The following is a 16,916-nucleotide window of genomic DNA, read 5'->3' as shown; positions in this document are numbered from 1 at the left end:
AAGAATGGCTATTGTTAAATGTAAGCCGACTTCCCCTGGTCGTCGTCACGTTGTTAAAGTTGTTAACGCTGACCTACACAAGGGCAAGCCATACGCACCTCTTCTAGAGAAAAACTCTAAGAACGGTGGTCGTAATAACAACGGTCGTATCACAGTACGTCACATCGGCGGTGGTCACAAGCACCACTACCGTGTAGTTGACTTCAAACGTACTAAAGATGGCATTCCAGCGAAAGTTGAGCGTCTAGAATACGATCCAAACCGTAGCGCAAACATTGCTCTAGTTCTTTACAAAGACGGTGAGCGTCGCTACATCCTAGCACCTAAAGGTGTTAACGCGGGTGATGTTATCCAATCTGGTGTTGATGCACCGATTAAAGCGGGTAACACTCTACCAATGCGTAACATCCCAGTAGGTTCAACTGTACACAACGTTGAACTAAAACCTGGTAAAGGTGGTCAGCTAGCTCGTTCGGCTGGTGCTTACGCTCAAATCGTTGCTCGCGACGGTGCGTACGTAACTATCCGTCTACGTTCTGGCGAAATGCGCAAAGTTCTTTCTGAAGGCCGTGCAACAATCGGTGAAGTTGGTAACTCTGAGCACATGCTACGTGAACTTGGTAAAGCTGGTGCTTCACGCTGGCGCGGCGTACGTCCAACCGTACGTGGTGTAGTAATGAACCCGGTTGACCACCCACACGGTGGTGGTGAAGGTCGTACTTCTGGTGGCCGTCACCCAGTATCTCCTTGGGGTATGCCTACTAAAGGCTTCAAGACTCGTAAGAACAAACGCACTGACAAGTACATCGTACGTCGTCGTAACAAGTAATCTATATAAAGAGGAATCGCCATGCCACGTTCTCTCAAGAAAGGTCCTTTTATTGACCTACACTTGCTGAAGAAGGTAGAGAAAGCGGTGGAAAGCGGAGACAAAAAGCCTATTAAGACTTGGTCCCGTCGTTCAATGATCATCCCTACGATGATCGGTTTGACCATCGCTGTCCATAATGGTCGTCAGCACGTACCAGTTTTCGTTACCGAAGAAATGATCGGTCACAAACTAGGTGAATTCGCACCAACACGTACTTACCGCGGTCACGCTGCGGATAAGAAAGCTAAGAAGCGTTAAGGAGTAAATAATGGAAGCTATTGCTAAACATAACTTTGCTCGCATTTCGCCTCAGAAAGCTCGCTTAGTTGCGGATCTAATTCGTGGTAAATCTGTTGACCAAGCTCTAGAAATTCTAACGTTCAGCAACAAAAAAGCTGCTGCTCTAGTTAAGAAAGTTCTAGAGTCTGCTATCGCTAACGCGGAGCACAACGAAGGTGCAGATATTGACGATCTGAATGTCGCAAAAATCTTTGTAGATGAAGGCCCAACCATGAAGCGTATTATGCCTCGTGCTAAAGGTCGTGCGGATCGTATCTTGAAGCGTTCAAGCCACATCACTGTTGTTGTAGCAGATCGCTAGAGACTAGGAGAGTAAGCAATGGGTCAAAAAGTACATCCTAATGGTATTCGTCTTGGCATCGTTAAGCCTTGGAATGCTACATGGTTTGCTAACACCAAAGATTTCGCTGACAACCTAGACGGCGACTTCAAGGTACGTCAGTTCCTAACTAAGGAACTACAAAAAGCATCTCTTTCACGTATCGTTATCGAGCGTCCTGCTAAGAGCATCCGTGTGACTATTCACACTGCTCGTCCAGGCGTTGTAATCGGTAAGAAAGGTGAAGACGTTGAGAAACTACGTGCAGCTGTAGCTAAAATTGCAGGTGTACCAGCTCAAATTAACATCGCTGAAGTACGCAAGCCTGAGCTTGATGCACAGCTTGTTGGTGACAGCATCGCGTCTCAACTAGAGCGTCGTGTTATGTTCCGTCGTGCTATGAAGCGCGCGGTACAAAACGCAATGCGTCTAGGTGCTAAAGGCATCAAAGTGGAAGTAAGCGGTCGTCTAGGCGGCGCTGAAATCGCACGTTCTGAGTGGTACCGTGAAGGTCGTGTACCTCTACACACTCTACGTGCAGACATTGATTACGCAACTTCTTCGGCTCACACTCAATACGGTGTGATCGGCATTAAAACTTGGATCTTCAAAGGTGAGATCCTAGGTGGTATGCCAGCAGCTAACGCTGTAGAGCCTAAAGGCGACAAGCCTAAGAAGCAGCGTAAAGGCCGTAAGTAAGGAGTCGACAGATGCTACAACCTAAACGTACTAAGTTCCGTAAGGTTCAGACAGGTCGTAACCGTGGTCTAGCTAAAGGTACTGATGTAAGCTTCGGCGAATTCGGTCTTAAAGCTGTTGGCCGTGGTCGTCTAACTGCTCGTCAAATTGAAGCGGCACGTCGTGCAATGACACGTCACGTTAAGCGTCAAGGTAAAATCTGGATCCGTGTGTTCCCAGACAAACCAATCACAGAAAAACCACTTGAAGTTCGTCAAGGTAAGGGTAAAGGTAACGTTGAGTACTGGGTAGCCCAAATCCAACCTGGTAAGGTTATGTACGAAATGGGTGGTGTACCTGAAGAATTGGCTCGTGAAGCGTTCCGCCTAGCGGCTCGTAAACTGCCATTCAAAACTACATTTGTAACTAAGCAGGTGATGTGATGAAAGCACAAGATCTACGCGAGAAAAGCGTTGAAGAGCTTAACGCTGAGCTATTGAATTTGCTACGCGAACAGTTCAACTTGCGCATGCAAGCTGCAACTGGTCAGCTACAGCAAACTCATACTCTGAAAGCTGTACGCCGTGATATCGCACGTGTGAAAACTGTTTTGACTGAGAAGGCAGGCGCATAATGAGCGAAGTAAAACGTACTCAACAAGGTCGTGTTGTTAGCGACAAGATGGACAAGTCTATCGTAGTTGCTATCGAGCGCATGGTTAAACACCCAATTTACGGTAAATTCGTAAAGCGCACGACTAAAGTACACGCACATGACGAGAACAACGAGTGTGGCCTAGGCGACACAGTTGAAATCGCTGAGTGTCGTCCACTGTCTAAGACTAAGTCTTGGACACTGGTAAAAGTCCTAGAAAAAGCGAAGATCTAATCTTCTTTATTCTATGATTAAAAACGGCTCCAAAAATAATTTTTGGAGCCGTTTATTTTTTGACTACCCAATCTGAAAAAAGGGTGGTACAATTCGCGTCCCTTTTAAAGAGGCAGCCCGACCCGAGAGGGTCTAGTTTTTTTATTATTTAGCGGAGCACTAACATGATCCAAATGCAAAGTATGCTGGACGCAGCTGATAACTCAGGCGCACGCAGCGTAATGTGTATTAAGGTTCTGGGTGGCTCTCACCGCCGTTATGCACATATCGGTGACGTTATCAAAGTTACTGTTAAGGAAGCAATTCCTCGCGGTAAAGTTAAAAAAGGTGACGTTCTGAAGGCGGTGGTAGTGCGCACCCGTAAAGGCGTACGTCGTCCTGACGGTTCTGTCATTCGCTTCGACCGAAATGCTTGTGTATTGTTGAACGACAACACTGAGCAACCAATCGGTACACGTATCTTTGGTCCTGTGACACGCGAACTTCGTGGCGATAAGTTCATGAAGATCGTTTCACTGGCTCCAGAAGTTCTGTAAGGAGCACGTAGAAATGGCAGCTAAAATCCGTCGTAATGACGAAGTAATCGTTCTTGCTGGTAAAGACAAAGGCAAGAAAGGTAAAGTAACTAAGGTCCTAGCAACTGGTAAAGTTATCGTTGAAGGTATCAACCTTGTTAAGAAACACCAGAAACCTGTTCCTGCACTAGGTATCCAAGGCGGTATCGTAGAGCAAGAAGCAGCTATCGATGTTTCTAACGTGGCGATCTTTAACGCAGCTACTGGTAAAGCTGACCGTATCGGTTTCCGTTTTGAAGATGGTAAGAAAGTTCGTTTCTTTAAGTCTAACAACGAAATCGTTTCTAACTAATAGAAGTAATTTGGAGTTCTACTATGGCGAAACTGCATGATTACTACAAGTCGTCTGTAGTCGCTGAACTGACCAAACAGTTTAGCTACACAAGCGTCATGCAAGTCCCTAGAATCGAGAAAATCACCCTAAACATGGGTGTTGGTGAAGCAATCAACGATAAGAAACTGCTAGAAAACGCAGCTGCTGATATGGCAACGATCTCTGGTCAAAAGCCACTTATCACTAAAGCTCGTAAATCTGTTGCAGGTTTCAAAATCCGTGAAGGCTACCCTATCGGTTGTAAAGTAACCTTGCGTGGCGAACGTATGTGGGATTTTCTTGAGCGTTTGATTAACATCGCTCTTCCACGAGTACGTGACTTCCGTGGTGTTAGCGCTAAGTCTTTTGACGGTCGCGGTAACTACAGCATGGGCGTTCGCGAGCAAATCATCTTCCCGGAAATCGACTTTGATAAAGTTGATCGAGTACGCGGTCTAGACATCACTATTACGACGTCTGCTGGTACTGATGAGGAAGGCCGTGCTCTGCTGGCTGCCTTTAACTTCCCATTCCGTAAGTAAGGTGAAGGGTTACTGTTATGGCTAAAAATTCAATGAAAGCACGTGAAGCAAAGCGTGCGAAGCTAGTAGCTAAGTTCGCTGAAAAGCGTGCAGCGCTAAAAGCTATCATCAGCGATGTAAACGCATCTGAAGAAGATCGTTGGAATGCGGTTCTTACACTGCAATCTCTTCCACGTGATTCAAGTGCATCACGTCAGCGCAACCGTTGTAACCAAACTGGTCGTCCACACGGTTACCTACGTAAGTTCGGTCTAAGCCGTATTAAGGTTCGTGAAGCTTGCATGAAAGGCGAGATTCCGGGTCTTCGTAAGGCTAGCTGGTAATTGCCACTTAATCATTTGGAGTAAATCATATGAGCATGCAAGATCCGATTTCGGATATGCTGACCCGTGTTCGTAACGGTCAGGCAGCAAACAAAGTTGCTGTTAAAATGCCTTCTTCAAAGCTTAAAGTTGCAATTGCTGCACTACTAAAAGCTGAAGGTTACATCGTTGACTTCGCTGTTGAAGGCGAAGCAAAACCTGAGCTAGAAGTTACACTTAAGTACTTCCAAGCTAAACCAGTAATCGAGCAACTTAAACGTGTTTCTCGTCCAGGTCTACGCGTTTACAAGAAGAAAGATGATCTTCCTTCTGTAATGGGTGGTCTTGGTATTGCTATCGTTTCTACTTCCAAGGGTCTTATGTCAGACCGCGCTGCACGTAAAGCAGGTCTTGGTGGTGAAATCATCTGCTACGTAGCTTAATAGGAGTAGAATATGTCTCGTGTTGCTAAAGCACCTGTCGCTATTCCAGCTGGCGTAGAGGTGAAACTAAACGGCCAAGAAATCACTGTAAAAGGTGCTAAGGGCGAACTATCACGCGTTCTTAACAGCGCTGTGGTTATCGCTCAGGAAGAAAACAACCTAACCTTCGGTCCTAAAGAAGGTGCTGCTAACGCATGGGCACAAGCTGGTACAGCTCGCGCTCTAGTTAACAACATGGTTGTTGGTGTTACTGAAGGCTTTACTAAGAAGCTAACTCTTAAAGGTGTTGGTTACCGTGCTGCTATCAAAGGCAACGCTGTAGGTCTAACACTAGGCTTCTCTCACCCAGTTGAGCACGAGTTGCCAGCGGGTATTAAAGCTGAATGTCCAAGCCAAACTGAAATCATCATCACTGGTTGTGATAAGCAACTAGTTGGTCAAGTTGCGGCTGACATTCGTTCTTACCGTCAACCTGAGCCTTACAAAGGTAAAGGTGTTCGTTACGCAGATGAAAATGTGCGTACTAAAGAAGCTAAGAAGAAGTAAGGTAACACTATGGATAAGAAAGCATCTCGCATCCGTCGTGCTACACGCGCACGTCGTAAGATTGCAGAACTGGGTGCGACTCGCCTAGTTGTACACCGTACTCCTCGTCACGTGTACGCACAGGTTATCGCGGCTAATGGCTCTGAGGTTATCGCAGCAGCTTCTACTGTAGAAAAAGCGATCCGTGAGCAAGTGAAATACACTGGTAACGTTGATGCAGCTAAAGCAGTAGGTAAAGCTGTTGCTGAGCGCGCTCTTGAAAAAGGCGTAACTGCAGTTGCATTTGATCGTTCTGGTTTCCAATACCACGGTCGAGTAGCGGCGCTAGCAGAATCTGCTCGCGAAGCTGGTCTGAAATTCTAAGGTAGGGTTGGAAGATGGCTAAAGAACAACAAGTTCAAGCGAATGATTTGCAAGAAAAGCTAATCGCAGTTAACCGTGTTTCTAAAACGGTTAAAGGCGGTCGAATCATGAGCTTCACTGCACTAACAGTAGTTGGTGACGGTAACGGTCGTGTAGGTTTCGGTTACGGCAAAGCTCGTGAAGTACCTGCAGCGATTCAAAAAGCAATGGAAAAAGCGCGTCGTAACATGACTACTATCGCGCTAAACGAAGGCACTCTTCACCACCCAGTGAAAGGTCGCCATTCGGGCTCTAAAGTTTACATGCAGCCTGCTGCAGAAGGTACTGGTGTTATCGCAGGTGGTGCGATGCGTGCAGTACTAGAAGTTGCTGGCGTACACAACGTACTATCTAAAGCATACGGTTCTACGAACCCTATCAACATCGTTCGTGCAACGATCGATGCACTAGGTAGCATGAAGTCGCCAGAAATGGTTGCTGCTAAACGTGGTCTAACTGTTGAAGCTATTTCGGAGTAAGAACACCATGGCAACTATTAAAGTAACTCAAACTAAAAGCTCAATTGGCCGCCTACCAAAGCACAAAGCTACTTTGCGTGGTCTAGGTCTTCGTAAAATCAACCACACAGTAGAACTTGAAGATACTCCGTGCGTACGCGGTATGATCAACAAGGTTTACTACATGGTTAAAGTTGAGGAGTAATCAGAAATGCGTTTGAATACTCTTGCACCGGCTGCTGGCTCTAAGCATGCTCCTAAGCGTGTAGGTCGTGGTATCGGTTCTGGCCTAGGTAAAACTGGTGGCCGTGGTCACAAAGGTCAAAAATCACGTTCTGGCGGTAAAGTTCGTCCAGGTTTCGAAGGCGGTCAGATGCCTCTGAAACAACGTCTACCAAAATTCGGTTTCACTTCTCGTAAGAGCCTAGTGTCTGCTGAAGTTCGTCTAGGTGAACTAGCGAAAGTTTCTGGTGACGTGGTTGATCTAAACAGCCTTAAAGCTGCTAACATCATCACTAAGAACATCGAATTCGTAAAAGTTGTTCTATCTGGTGAAATCGATAAAGCAGTGACTGTTAAAGGTCTACGTGTGACTAAAGGCGCTAAAGCTGCAATCGAAGCTGCAGGCGGTAAAATCGAGGAATAATCTCGAGGAACGAGGTACAGATGGCTAAGAAACCAGGACAAGATTTTCGTAGTGCTCAGAGCGGCTTAAGTGAACTAAAGTCGCGCTTGTTATTCGTAATTGGTGCACTTTTAGTATTCCGAGCCGGCTCATTTGTGCCGATTCCTGGTATTGACGCTGCTGTACTTGCCGATTTGTTCGAACAGCAAAAAGGTACCATCGTTGAAATGTTTAACATGTTCTCCGGTGGTGCTCTTGAGCGTGCATCTATATTAGCATTGGGCATCATGCCGTATATTTCGGCATCTATTGTTGTCCAATTGCTAACTGTAGTTCATCCAGCGTTAGCGGAACTCAAGAAAGAGGGTGAAGCAGGCCGTCGTAAGATCAGCCAATATACACGCTACGGCACGCTTGTACTTGCAACATTCCAAGCTATTGGTATTGCAACTGGCTTACCAAACATGGTCGACAATCTGGTTGTAATGAACCAAACCATGTTTACGCTAATTGCTACCGTAAGTTTAGTAACCGGTACCATGTTCCTAATGTGGTTAGGTGAACAAATTACAGAGCGAGGAATCGGTAATGGTATTTCCATTCTGATTTTTGCAGGTATTGTTGCTGGATTGCCTTCTGCAATCGGTCAAACAATCGAGCAAGCGCGTCAAGGTGAATTGCATGTACTTCTTCTACTGTTAATCGCGGTATTAGCTTTCGCAGTAATTTACTTCGTTGTTTTCATGGAACGTGGTCAACGCCGAATCGTCGTTAACTACGCTAAGCGTCAACAAGGTCGTAAAGTATTTGCTGCACAAAGCTCGCATCTGCCACTTAAAATTAATATGGCAGGTGTTATTCCAGCGATTTTTGCATCAAGTATTATCCTGTTCCCAGGAACACTGGCTCAGTGGTTTGGTCAGAACGGTGAGAGCAGCGCGTTCGGTTGGTTAACTGACGTGTCTTTGGCTCTTAGCCCAGGTCAGCCTCTGTATGTAATGCTTTATGCAGCAGCGATTATCTTCTTCTGTTTCTTTTACACGGCGTTGGTTTTCAACCCGCGTGAAACAGCGGATAACTTGAAGAAGTCCGGTGCATTCGTACCCGGTATCCGCCCAGGTGAGCAGACAGCGAAGTACATCGATAAAGTAATGACACGTTTAACCCTAGCGGGCGCACTGTACATTACCTTTATCTGTCTGATTCCCGAGTTCATGATGGTCGCGTGGAACGTACGTTTCTACTTCGGCGGTACATCACTACTTATCGTAGTTGTTGTTATCATGGACTTTATGGCACAGGTACAGACTCATCTGATGTCTCAACAGTATGATTCTGTGTTGAAGAAAGCGAATCTGAAAGGCTACGGTCGTTAATACGGCGGTAGACTCAGTTTCAATTACGGAGTTTAGCAATGAAAGTTCGTGCTTCCGTTAAAAAAATCTGCCGTAACTGTAAAGTAATCAAGCGTAACGGTGTCGTTCGCGTGATTTGCAGTGAGCCAAAGCACAAACAGCGCCAAGGCTAATTAGCAGAAATTTTTACTTGAAAACGAAGGTTAGGTCGAGTATATTCCTCGGCCTACCTTTTGCGTGCAAAAGAAGTAGTACTCCGCAGCGTATCCATAACGGGCTTTGCTGCGGCTAATTCTTTTATAGAAACACTTAGGAGTGAATAATGGCCCGTATAGCAGGCATTAACATTCCTGATCAAAAACATGCTGTGATTGCACTTACGTCAATCTACGGCATCGGTAAAACTCGCTCTCAAGCTATCCTAGCTGAAGTGGGTATTGCTGAAGATGTTAAGATCAGTGAACTAACTGAAGAGCAGATCGATCAACTGCGTGATGGTGTAGCTAAGTACACTGTAGAAGGTGATCTACGTCGTGAAGTATCTATGAACATCAAGCGTCTTATGGACCTTGGCTGTTACCGTGGTCTTCGTCATCGTCGCAGTCTACCACTACGTGGACAGCGTACTAAAACCAATGCTCGCACCCGTAAGGGTCCGCGTAAGCCGATCAAGAAATAATCGGGAAGGTAGAGTACAATGGCTAAACAACCAACTCGCGCTCGTAAGCGCGTACGCAAGCAAGTTGCAGATGGCGTTGCGCACATCCATGCTTCTTTCAATAACACAATCGTAACCATTACTGACCGTCAAGGTAATGCTCTAGCTTGGGCTACTGCAGGTGGTTCTGGTTTCCGTGGTTCTCGTAAGTCTACTCCGTTCGCTGCACAGGTTGCTGCTGAGCGTTGTGCTGAAATGGCTAAAGAATACGGTCTAAAGAACTTGGAAGTTATGGTTAAGGGTCCAGGTCCAGGTCGTGAATCTACTGTTCGCGCACTGAACGCTGCTGGTTTCCGCATCACAAACATCGTTGATGCTACACCAATCCCTCATAACGGTTGTCGTCCACCTAAGAAACGTCGCGTATAACGTTTTTTAGATTACTGGAGAAAGATCATGGCAAGATATTTGGGTCCTAAGCTGAAGCTTAGCCGTCGTGAAGGCACTGACTTATTCCTTAAGTCTGGTGTTCGCGCGATCGATACCAAGTGTAAAATTGATAACGCACCAGGTGTACACGGCGCTCGTCGCGGTCGTCTATCTGAGTATGGCGTTCAGCTTCGTGAGAAGCAAAAAGTTCGTCGTATGTACGGCGTTCTAGAAAAACAATTCCGTAACTACTACAAAGAAGCTGCACGTCTTAAAGGCAACACAGGTGAGAACCTGCTTCAGCTTCTTGAAGGTCGTCTTGATAACGTAGTTTACCGCATGGGCTTTGGCGCAACTCGCGCAGAAGCACGTCAGCTAGTTAGCCACAAAGCTATCCTAGTTAACGGTAAAGTTGTAAACGTTCCTTCTTTCAAAGTAGCGGCTAATGACGTTGTTTCTATCCGCGAGAAAGCTAAACAGCAAGCTCGTATCAAAGCAGCTCTAGAAGTTGCTGAACAACGTGAAAAACCAACTTGGATTGAAGTAGATGGTGGCAAGATGGAAGGTACATTCAAGCGTATGCCTGAGCGTTCTGATCTATCAGCTGACATCAACGAACAATTGATCGTCGAGCTTTACTCTAAGTAAGGTTTAAACTAAAGAGAGGACACAATGCAGGGTTCTGTAACAGAATTTCTTAAGCCACGTCTAGTTGACATCGAACAAATCAGCTCGACTCACGCAAAAGTAACTCTTGAGCCATTAGAGCGTGGCTTTGGTCATACTCTGGGTAATGCACTTCGCCGCATCCTTCTATCTTCTATGCCAGGTTGTGCTGTAACAGAAGTAGAAATTGAAGGCGTACTTCATGAGTACAGCACGAAAGAAGGCGTTCAAGAAGATATTCTTGAAATTCTTCTAAACCTTAAAGGTTTGGCTGTGCGCGTTGCCGAAGGCAAAGATGAAGTGTTCATTACTTTGAACAAATCAGGCTCGGGCCCTGTGGTTGCAGGTGACATCACCCATGATGGTGATGTAGAGATCGCTAACCCTGAACACGTAATTTGTCACCTAACGGATGACAACGCTGAGATCGCAATGCGTATCAAAGTTGAACGTGGTCGTGGTTATGTTCCAGCTTCTGCGCGTATCCATAACGAAGAAGACGAGCGTCCAATCGGTCGCCTACTAGTAGATGCTACTTACAGCCCTGTAGACAAAATTGCCTACGCTGTAGAAGCAGCTCGTGTAGAACAGCGCACTGATCTAGACAAGCTTGTTATCGATATGGAAACGAACGGTACTCTAGAACCTGAGGAAGCAATCCGTCGTGCAGCTACTATCCTAGCTGAACAATTGGATGCGTTCGTAGATCTTCGTGATGTACGTGTACCTGAGGAGAAGGAAGAGAAGCCAGAATTCGATCCGATCCTACTGCGTCCTGTAGACGATCTTGAACTAACAGTTCGCTCTGCTAACTGTCTGAAAGCAGAAGCGATTCACTACATCGGTGATCTAGTACAACGTACTGAGGTTGAGCTACTTAAAACGCCTAACCTTGGTAAAAAATCTCTTACTGAGATTAAAGACGTACTTGCGTCACGTGGTCTGTCTCTGGGCATGCGCCTAGAAAACTGGCCACCTGCATCAATCGCTGAAGATTAATCGATACTAGTTAGAAGGATTAGGTCATGCGCCATCGTAAGAGTGGTCGTCAACTCAACCGCAACAGCTCACATCGTAAAGCGATGTTCAGCAACATGGCTAGCTCTCTAGTACGTCATGAAGTTATCAAGACTACTTTGCCAAAAGCAAAAGAGCTACGTCGCGTAGTTGAGCCTTTGATTACACTAGCTAAGACTGACAGTGTTGCTAACCGTCGTCTAGCATTTGCACGTACTCGTGATAACGAAGTAGTTGCAAAACTGTTTAACGAACTAGGTCCACGTTTTGCTGCTCGTCAGGGCGGTTACACTCGTATCCTAAAAGCTGGCTTCCGTGCTGGTGATAAAGCTCCAATGGCTTACATTGAGCTTGTAGATCGCCCAGCTGCTGAAGAAGCTGCTGAGTAATCTCAGTTCGTAAGAACAAAAAAAGCCGAGCATTAGCTCGGCTTTTTTGTACCTGTCGTATTTGAAAGGGAAAACACATTCAGTTTTCCGTCTCCCCTCTCCAAGCTAATCTTCGATAATCGAATATTGAGTCTTAATTTATGTTTAGGCGAAACGTCTAGCTGCCTGAACCCCACAATCCGCTTAACGAATTCAGCAAGCCTTCACTTGCGCCTTGGTCACCTAGATAGCCAAGTATCACTGGCGCAAACTGACTGATCATCGATGGGTCTAGTCCTAATTTATCAAAAGTACTTTGTACCGCACTTAAACTTTCAATATTACCTAATAAGCTTTGTGCGCCATCTAGACTCGACATGCCTGGAATTAGGGATTTCAGTTCGCTGCTGTTTTGGTCTGACAATTGACTTTGTGCAAGTGCTAACAAGGCACCCGTACCACCTGCAGCTTGCTCGGTTGACACGGGCAATTGGCTAGTGAGTAAATCGGTGAGCGGAGATGATTCCGCATTCATGCCTTGGCTGACCATGTCCATTAAACCTTCTTGGCTTTCCTTATCGGTTACTGCATCAAGAAAAGCGTGGGCTGTACCAATGCTCATTGAAAGCAGCGTTAAGGTGAGGAGTGTTTTACGCATAATACCTCCGTGTGGCTTGCGATTATTATTGTTTATTCACTACTTAAGATAACAGAGACATTAAGGTTGTTGAGCTTAAGTCTGTTTATTTTAGACAAAAAAAGCGGCGCTAGTGAGCGCCGCTTCGAATTTGTATTGAGGAGAGTCTCAATTACAGGATGTCTAGTAGTTCTACTTCGAATACTAGAGCAGCAAATGGAGGGATAGCAGCGCCTGCGCCACGCTCACCGTATGCTAGATCTTGTGGGATGTATAGTTTCCACTTAGAACCAACAGGCATTAGTTGAAGAGCTTCAACCCAACCTTTGATTACGCCAGTTACTGGGAACTCAGCAGGTTGACCGCGAGATACAGAGCTGTCGAATACAGTGCCGTCAGTTAGCTCACCGTGGTAGTGAACACGTACTTGAGATGCAGCAGTTGGGATTTCACCAGTACCTTCAGTGATGATTTCGTACTGAAGACCAGACTCAAGAACGTTTACTTCTGGACGTAGAGCGTTGTCTTTTAGGAACGCTTCGCCGTCAGCCGCTGCAGCTTTAGCTGCTTCTTGACGAACTGCTTCTGCACGAGTGTGTAGCTCTTGCAGTGCGTTGTTGATTTCGTCGATTTCGATAGAAGGCATGTCACCAGTTAGTGCAGTTGCAATACCAGCAGCGATAGCGTCAACGCTAAGACCTTCTAGACCAGAACCAGCAAGTTGCTGACCCATTTGCAGACCAATACCGTAGCTTGCTTTTTGTTCTGCAGTTTCAAATTTAATTTCAGACATGAATGTCGCTCTTATTAGGAGTGATAAAGGCACAGGATATCAGGTTCGAGGCTAGGTTTAAATGATTGCGCTCGAATGTCTCTGTGAGGAGTAGAGGGTGTGACTTATCTCTTACTCCAAGTGAAATTTCTGCTAATTTACGCCAAATTACATTTTACTTTGGTGAAAAACATATACTCTCCGCGCTGGTATTTTTATACTGACATCAGAAGTATTAAGGGACTCATCAGAATGAATCGTCGCAGAAAGAAAAAGCAGCAAGTCGACCATGTCGAATTGATGAAACAAAAGTTCGCTGCTATCGATTGGAAGCAGCCATTCAATAAAGAGAAGTGGCAGGAAAGATTACAGCCTGTGACTCAGTTTTGGCATCGTCTTCCAAAACTACATCAACGTGCACTGATGGTATTGGTGCCAGTGGTGTTGGTGCTTTTGATCATCCCAGTACCAAAAGATACAGAAGTACTGCTTGAAGACACCCAAGTAGAGAATCAACGTGTTGCGATTCAGTTGAACGCGCAAAGCTTAAGTGAGCAGCGCTCTGCACAAAACTCAGAGCCTAAGTCTGAGCAGTGGAAAGAATACACGGTGAAGAACGGCGATACGCTAGCCCAAGTATTCCGCAGTAACCAATTGCCGATGGCGGATTTAAACGCCTTAGTCAAAATTGAAGGCAGCGACAAGCCTTTGAGTCGAATTAAGCAAGGTCAATTGGTTCGCTTTAAGCTTGCTGACGATGGTAAATTAGATATGCTTCAGTTAGAGAAAAGTGGCGAGTCGGTGATGTTCTTCCGTCTATCTGATGGCACATTTGGTCGCAACAAATAACGTTAGATAACCATTATTCTTAAGGCGCGATGATTCGCGCCTTTTTTATGGCTGTTGATCTGTTAACGTCTAATTTGTTTTCTAGCGAGTGTTCTTCTTTTATTCCATGGTAAGAGCGGTAATACGATCATTATTATCCCTACAGCTGTCAGCCAATCTGGAATTTCATTAAACCACCATACCCCAAAGAGCGTGACAAACACTAAGCCTGAGTATTCAGCCAATGCAATCTCTCCCGCCGGCGCTTTTTGATAAGCCAATACTGCTAAACCGTTATAACCTAAGATGCAAACCGCGCTCGCGACAACCAATGCCAGTTCTTGCCACGTTATAGGTTGCCAGTAAAACCCAGCCAGTACTGCAGAGATTGGTAACGAGAACAGCGTAGTCCACCAAAGTGTGGTGACGACCGATTGTTCGCTCGGTAGTTTTCTTACCAATATATTAAACATCGCCAGTGTGCTCGCCGTACCGAGTGCAAACAGTGCTGCCCAATGAAAGTGATCCGGCCGTAATACCACTAAGACACCAAGGAACCCGAAGCAAGTGAGCAAGATTTTACTTAGTGGAGGATGCTCGTTAAGAAACAATATCGATATTGGCAGCATTAGAATAGGGGCGGCGTAAAAAACCGCGTTGGCAGTTGCCAGAGGGAGGTGAGTCACCGCAACCATCATACAACCACTGCCAATCAATATTAGGTGCGCACGTAAAATCGTTATAGGCGCTTGCTTTAGGCTACGTTTATTTGGTTGTTGTTTGAAGTAAAAAGGTAAGATGAGCAGCAGTGAAGCCAACTGGCGCACAAACATATATTGAAACGGGCTAATGCCGCCTTCAATCAGTTTGACGGCGACATCGGAGAGTGATGCCGCCAAATTTCCGATCACCAGTAAGAATAGTGCCAGGTGGTGAGGCGACATTTAGCTTACTCGGCGCATATCGACATGAGGGATGCCATCTTCAAGGTAGCTTTCAGAAATGACTTCAAAGCCATGGCTCGCATAGAAAGCCATCAGGTGTTCTTGTGCTCCGATATCGATCGTTTGGCCTGTCCAAAACTGTTGGCAATGTTGTAAAGCTTGCTCAAGCAGTTCATGCCCAAGACCACCACCGCGAGCGCTTTGTTTGGTTACCACACGACCGATGCTCACATTGTCGTAAGTGGTTCCAGCAGGCAATAATCGTGCGCAGGCAATCAGCTCATCGCCCTGATAGCCCAATAGGTGATACACGCCTTCTAACGTATCTTTGCCGTCCAGTTCTGGATAAGGACAGGTTTGCTCCACCACAAAGACATCAACGCGCAGGCGCAGCATCTCGTAGAGTTGTGTCGTTGTCAGTTGAGAGAAAGGTAGGGCAGTCCAGTTGATCATTTCCAATATCCATTAATAAGCGAATGCAGCTGACTTTACGTCGTTTTCTGCTATTACTCATTAACAATGGTTAATTTTCACTGGTCTTCGTGACAAATCTGGCGATAATGTGCCCTCTTTTTCATCCCACCTGAGGATATTTCCCTGTGAGCAAACAAACTTTTGACCAAGTAGGGCTTACCCCAGCGCTACTAGAGACGCTTGAATCATTGAACTACACCCATATGACGCCAATTCAAGCGTTGAGCTTACCTGCGATTTTGAATCAGCGTGATGTGATTGGTCAGGGTAAAACCGGCTCAGGTAAAACAGCAGCGTTTGGTCTTGGCGTACTATCCAACCTGAACGTAAAGCGCTTTCGCGTGCAATCTTTGGTGCTTTGCCCGACGCGTGAACTGGCTGATCAGGTGGCAAAAGAAATTCGTACTTTGGGCCGTAGTATTCACAACATCAAAGTGCTTACGCTCTGTGGTGGCATGCCAATGGGACCGCAAATCGGTTCACTAGAACATGGCGCTCATATTCTGGTAGGTACGCCAGGTCGTATCCTTGATCACCTAGAGAAAGGTCGCATTAACCTAGAAGAGCTAAACACACTAGTTCTGGATGAAGCAGACCGTATGCTAGATATGGGCTTCCAAGATGCACTGGATGCGATCATTGAAGCCGCGCCAAAGCAGCGTCAAACTTTGCTATTCAGTGCAACGTTCCCTGAAAAGATCGAACAGATCGCTCAACGTATTATGCAATCGCCAGAGATGATCAAAGTAGAATCCACTCACGATACGTCGAGCATTGCGCAGTACTTTTACAACGTAGAAGGTTCAGAAGCGCGCGATGAAGCTCTGGCAAACCTACTACTGACTCACCAGCCAGAGTCGGCAGTGGTGTTCTGTAATACCAAGAAAGAAGTACAGAATGTAGCAGATGAACTGCATCACAAAGGGTTCAGTGTTATCGATCTTCATGGTGATCTAGAGCAACGCGAACGTGACCAAGCCTTGGTTCAGTTTGCTAACAAGAGTGTGTCTATCCTTGTTGCAACAGATGTGGCGGCACGCGGTTTGGACGTTGACAACCTAGATGCGGTATTTAACTTCGAATTGTCTCGTGACCCAGAGGTCCACGTTCACCGTATTGGTCGTACCGGTCGTGCTGGCAGCAAAGGCTTAGCATTCAGCTTCTTTGGTGAAAAAGACGGCCTGCGTGTGGCTCGTATCGAAGAGTATCTAGACATGGACGTGGTTCCAGCAATACTGCCAGCGAAATCAACTCAGCAGCCATATCAAGCTAAGATGGTGACGATTAACATCGATGGCGGTAAGAAGCAGAAAGTACGTGCAGGCGACATTCTAGGTTGCTTAACGGGTAAAAACGGCATCACAGGTGCGCAAGTGGGCAAGATTCACCTGTTCCCAATGCGTGCTTATGTTGCGGTAGAAAAGTCAGTGGCGAAGAAAGCGCTACAAACTATCAGTAACGGTAAGATGAAAGGTCGTCAATTCCGTGCCCGTTTATTGAAGTAAT

At 46.0% G+C, this 16,916-nt stretch carries 30 protein-coding genes; 26 read left to right on the top strand and 4 right to left on the bottom strand.

The annotated features are described in order from the left end of the window. Nucleotides 1–4 precede the first annotated feature (4 nt). The 24 genes from rplB to rplQ all read left to right on the top strand — a co-directional run bounded on the left by rplB (nucleotide 5) and on the right by rplQ (nucleotide 11,776). Nucleotides 5–829 carry a 50S ribosomal protein L2 gene (gene rplB / locus ACLIIY_RS13790; RefSeq protein WP_005435076.1) on the top strand — a complete coding sequence of 275 codons (825 nt, stop codon included), beginning with the start codon at nucleotides 5–7 and terminating at the stop codon, nucleotides 827–829. 21 nt (nucleotides 830–850) lie between these two features. Continuing rightward, on the top strand, nucleotides 851–1,129 hold the full coding sequence (gene rpsS / locus ACLIIY_RS13785) for a 30S ribosomal protein S19 (RefSeq protein ID WP_005435078.1): 279 nt from the start codon (nucleotides 851–853) through the stop codon (nucleotides 1,127–1,129). A 10-nt stretch (nucleotides 1,130–1,139) separates the two neighbouring features. After that, nucleotides 1,140–1,472, top strand: a complete 333-nt coding sequence (rplV, locus tag ACLIIY_RS13780; RefSeq protein WP_005383164.1) for a 50S ribosomal protein L22 — start codon at nucleotides 1,140–1,142, stop codon at nucleotides 1,470–1,472. An 18-nt stretch (nucleotides 1,473–1,490) separates the two neighbouring features. Continuing rightward, nucleotides 1,491–2,189 (top strand): 30S ribosomal protein S3, encoded by a 699-nt coding sequence (rpsC, locus tag ACLIIY_RS13775; RefSeq protein WP_005435080.1) that lies wholly within the window; start codon nucleotides 1,491–1,493, stop codon nucleotides 2,187–2,189. A gap of 11 nt (nucleotides 2,190–2,200) precedes the next feature. Continuing rightward, complete coding sequence (gene rplP / locus ACLIIY_RS13770; protein WP_005379577.1) at nucleotides 2,201–2,611, top strand: 50S ribosomal protein L16; 411 nt, start codon at nucleotides 2,201–2,203, stop codon at nucleotides 2,609–2,611. Then, nucleotides 2,611–2,802: a 50S ribosomal protein L29 gene (gene rpmC / locus ACLIIY_RS13765; RefSeq protein WP_004410456.1), complete on the top strand. Its 192-nt coding sequence runs from the start codon at nucleotides 2,611–2,613 to the stop codon at nucleotides 2,800–2,802. Before rplP ends, rpmC begins: the two co-directional genes overlap by 1 nt. Further along, the gene (gene rpsQ, locus ACLIIY_RS13760) at nucleotides 2,802–3,056 is read left to right on the top strand and encodes a 30S ribosomal protein S17 (protein WP_005435082.1); all 255 of its coding nucleotides are present in this window, start codon (nucleotides 2,802–2,804) and stop codon (nucleotides 3,054–3,056) included. Before rpmC ends, rpsQ begins: the two co-directional genes overlap by 1 nt. 164 nt (nucleotides 3,057–3,220) lie before the next feature. Next, complete coding sequence (gene rplN, locus ACLIIY_RS13755) at nucleotides 3,221–3,592, top strand: 50S ribosomal protein L14 (protein ID WP_004410450.1); 372 nt, start codon at nucleotides 3,221–3,223, stop codon at nucleotides 3,590–3,592. A gap of 13 nt (nucleotides 3,593–3,605) precedes the next feature. Next, entirely contained in the window at nucleotides 3,606–3,923 is a 318-nt protein-coding gene (gene rplX / locus ACLIIY_RS13750) for a 50S ribosomal protein L24 (protein ID WP_005435084.1), read from the top strand. 23 nt (nucleotides 3,924–3,946) lie between these two features. Next, a complete protein-coding gene (rplE, locus tag ACLIIY_RS13745) occupies nucleotides 3,947–4,486 on the top strand; it encodes a 50S ribosomal protein L5 (protein ID WP_004745887.1) in 540 nt (179 codons plus the stop codon). A 17-nt stretch (nucleotides 4,487–4,503) separates the two neighbouring features. After that, nucleotides 4,504–4,809 (top strand): 30S ribosomal protein S14, encoded by a 306-nt coding sequence (gene rpsN / locus ACLIIY_RS13740; RefSeq protein ID WP_004410442.1) that lies wholly within the window; start codon nucleotides 4,504–4,506, stop codon nucleotides 4,807–4,809. 29 nt (nucleotides 4,810–4,838) lie between these two features. Further along, complete coding sequence (gene rpsH, locus ACLIIY_RS13735) at nucleotides 4,839–5,231, top strand: 30S ribosomal protein S8 (RefSeq protein ID WP_009707834.1); 393 nt, start codon at nucleotides 4,839–4,841, stop codon at nucleotides 5,229–5,231. A gap of 12 nt (nucleotides 5,232–5,243) precedes the next feature. Continuing rightward, the gene (rplF, locus tag ACLIIY_RS13730) at nucleotides 5,244–5,777 is read left to right on the top strand and encodes a 50S ribosomal protein L6 (protein WP_005435087.1); all 534 of its coding nucleotides are present in this window, start codon (nucleotides 5,244–5,246) and stop codon (nucleotides 5,775–5,777) included. Between the two features lie 9 nt (nucleotides 5,778–5,786). After that, on the top strand, nucleotides 5,787–6,140 hold the full coding sequence (rplR, locus tag ACLIIY_RS13725) for a 50S ribosomal protein L18 (RefSeq protein WP_005435088.1): 354 nt from the start codon (nucleotides 5,787–5,789) through the stop codon (nucleotides 6,138–6,140). Between the two features lie 14 nt (nucleotides 6,141–6,154). Beyond that, a complete protein-coding gene (rpsE, locus tag ACLIIY_RS13720; protein ID WP_005435090.1) occupies nucleotides 6,155–6,658 on the top strand; it encodes a 30S ribosomal protein S5 in 504 nt (167 codons plus the stop codon). 7 nt (nucleotides 6,659–6,665) lie between these two features. Next, nucleotides 6,666–6,842 (top strand): 50S ribosomal protein L30, encoded by a 177-nt coding sequence (gene rpmD, locus ACLIIY_RS13715; protein WP_000201159.1) that lies wholly within the window; start codon nucleotides 6,666–6,668, stop codon nucleotides 6,840–6,842. 6 nt (nucleotides 6,843–6,848) lie between these two features. Next, complete coding sequence (gene rplO / locus ACLIIY_RS13710) at nucleotides 6,849–7,283, top strand: 50S ribosomal protein L15 (protein WP_005435092.1); 435 nt, start codon at nucleotides 6,849–6,851, stop codon at nucleotides 7,281–7,283. A gap of 20 nt (nucleotides 7,284–7,303) precedes the next feature. Then, nucleotides 7,304–8,638 carry a preprotein translocase subunit SecY gene (gene secY / locus ACLIIY_RS13705; RefSeq protein ID WP_005435093.1) on the top strand — a complete coding sequence of 445 codons (1,335 nt, stop codon included), beginning with the start codon at nucleotides 7,304–7,306 and terminating at the stop codon, nucleotides 8,636–8,638. Nucleotides 8,639–8,676: 38 nt separating this feature from the next. Next, the gene (gene rpmJ / locus ACLIIY_RS13700) at nucleotides 8,677–8,790 is read left to right on the top strand and encodes a 50S ribosomal protein L36 (RefSeq protein ID WP_000868186.1); all 114 of its coding nucleotides are present in this window, start codon (nucleotides 8,677–8,679) and stop codon (nucleotides 8,788–8,790) included. 149 nt (nucleotides 8,791–8,939) lie between these two features. Then, nucleotides 8,940–9,296 carry a 30S ribosomal protein S13 gene (gene rpsM / locus ACLIIY_RS13695; protein ID WP_005435100.1) on the top strand — a complete coding sequence of 119 codons (357 nt, stop codon included), beginning with the start codon at nucleotides 8,940–8,942 and terminating at the stop codon, nucleotides 9,294–9,296. Between the two features lie 18 nt (nucleotides 9,297–9,314). Next, a complete protein-coding gene (gene rpsK / locus ACLIIY_RS13690; protein ID WP_001118870.1) occupies nucleotides 9,315–9,704 on the top strand; it encodes a 30S ribosomal protein S11 in 390 nt (129 codons plus the stop codon). Nucleotides 9,705–9,731: 27 nt separating this feature from the next. Continuing rightward, a complete protein-coding gene (gene rpsD / locus ACLIIY_RS13685) occupies nucleotides 9,732–10,352 on the top strand; it encodes a 30S ribosomal protein S4 (protein WP_005383146.1) in 621 nt (206 codons plus the stop codon). Nucleotides 10,353–10,376: 24 nt separating this feature from the next. After that, complete coding sequence (locus ACLIIY_RS13680; RefSeq protein ID WP_005383143.1) at nucleotides 10,377–11,369, top strand: DNA-directed RNA polymerase subunit alpha; 993 nt, start codon at nucleotides 10,377–10,379, stop codon at nucleotides 11,367–11,369. Nucleotides 11,370–11,395: 26 nt separating this feature from the next. Continuing rightward, a complete protein-coding gene (gene rplQ / locus ACLIIY_RS13675) occupies nucleotides 11,396–11,776 on the top strand; it encodes a 50S ribosomal protein L17 (RefSeq protein WP_005383141.1) in 381 nt (126 codons plus the stop codon). A 157-nt stretch (nucleotides 11,777–11,933) separates the two neighbouring features. Here the strand turns inward: rplQ and ACLIIY_RS13670 are convergent, their stop codons facing one another. Both ACLIIY_RS13670 and ACLIIY_RS13665 read right to left on the bottom strand, forming a co-directional pair. Next, on the bottom strand, nucleotides 11,934–12,413 hold the full coding sequence (locus tag ACLIIY_RS13670; RefSeq protein WP_009707833.1) for a DUF2780 domain-containing protein: 480 nt from the start codon (nucleotides 12,411–12,413) through the stop codon (nucleotides 11,934–11,936). Between the two features lie 151 nt (nucleotides 12,414–12,564). Continuing rightward, the gene (locus ACLIIY_RS13665; protein ID WP_005437303.1) at nucleotides 12,565–13,185 is read right to left on the bottom strand and encodes an FKBP-type peptidyl-prolyl cis-trans isomerase; all 621 of its coding nucleotides are present in this window, start codon (nucleotides 13,183–13,185) and stop codon (nucleotides 12,565–12,567) included. A 231-nt stretch (nucleotides 13,186–13,416) separates the two neighbouring features. Here ACLIIY_RS13665 and ACLIIY_RS13660 point away from each other — a divergent pair, with 231 nt between their 5' ends. Further along, nucleotides 13,417–14,013, top strand: a complete 597-nt coding sequence (locus tag ACLIIY_RS13660) for a LysM-like peptidoglycan-binding domain-containing protein (protein ID WP_033005517.1) — start codon at nucleotides 13,417–13,419, stop codon at nucleotides 14,011–14,013. Between the two features lie 62 nt (nucleotides 14,014–14,075). Here ACLIIY_RS13660 and ACLIIY_RS13655 read toward each other — a convergent pair whose 3' ends face one another. Both ACLIIY_RS13655 and ACLIIY_RS13650 read right to left on the bottom strand, forming a co-directional pair. Next, nucleotides 14,076–14,936: a DMT family transporter gene (locus tag ACLIIY_RS13655; protein ID WP_434527745.1), complete on the bottom strand. Its 861-nt coding sequence runs from the start codon at nucleotides 14,934–14,936 to the stop codon at nucleotides 14,076–14,078. Next, complete coding sequence (locus ACLIIY_RS13650; RefSeq protein WP_045415387.1) at nucleotides 14,937–15,389, bottom strand: GNAT family N-acetyltransferase; 453 nt, start codon at nucleotides 15,387–15,389, stop codon at nucleotides 14,937–14,939. It lies immediately after the preceding gene. A 146-nt stretch (nucleotides 15,390–15,535) separates the two neighbouring features. Here ACLIIY_RS13650 and dbpA point away from each other — a divergent pair, with 146 nt between their 5' ends. Next, on the top strand, nucleotides 15,536–16,915 hold the full coding sequence (gene dbpA, locus ACLIIY_RS13645) for an ATP-dependent RNA helicase DbpA (RefSeq protein ID WP_054823059.1): 1,380 nt from the start codon (nucleotides 15,536–15,538) through the stop codon (nucleotides 16,913–16,915). Nucleotide 16,916 lies beyond the last annotated feature (1 nt).

This window comes from Vibrio sp. K4 (assembly GCF_051122595.1).
Lineage (GTDB): Bacteria > Pseudomonadota > Gammaproteobacteria > Enterobacterales > Vibrionaceae > Vibrio > Vibrio owensii.
This window is presented reverse-complemented; position numbering and strand designations above follow the sequence as displayed.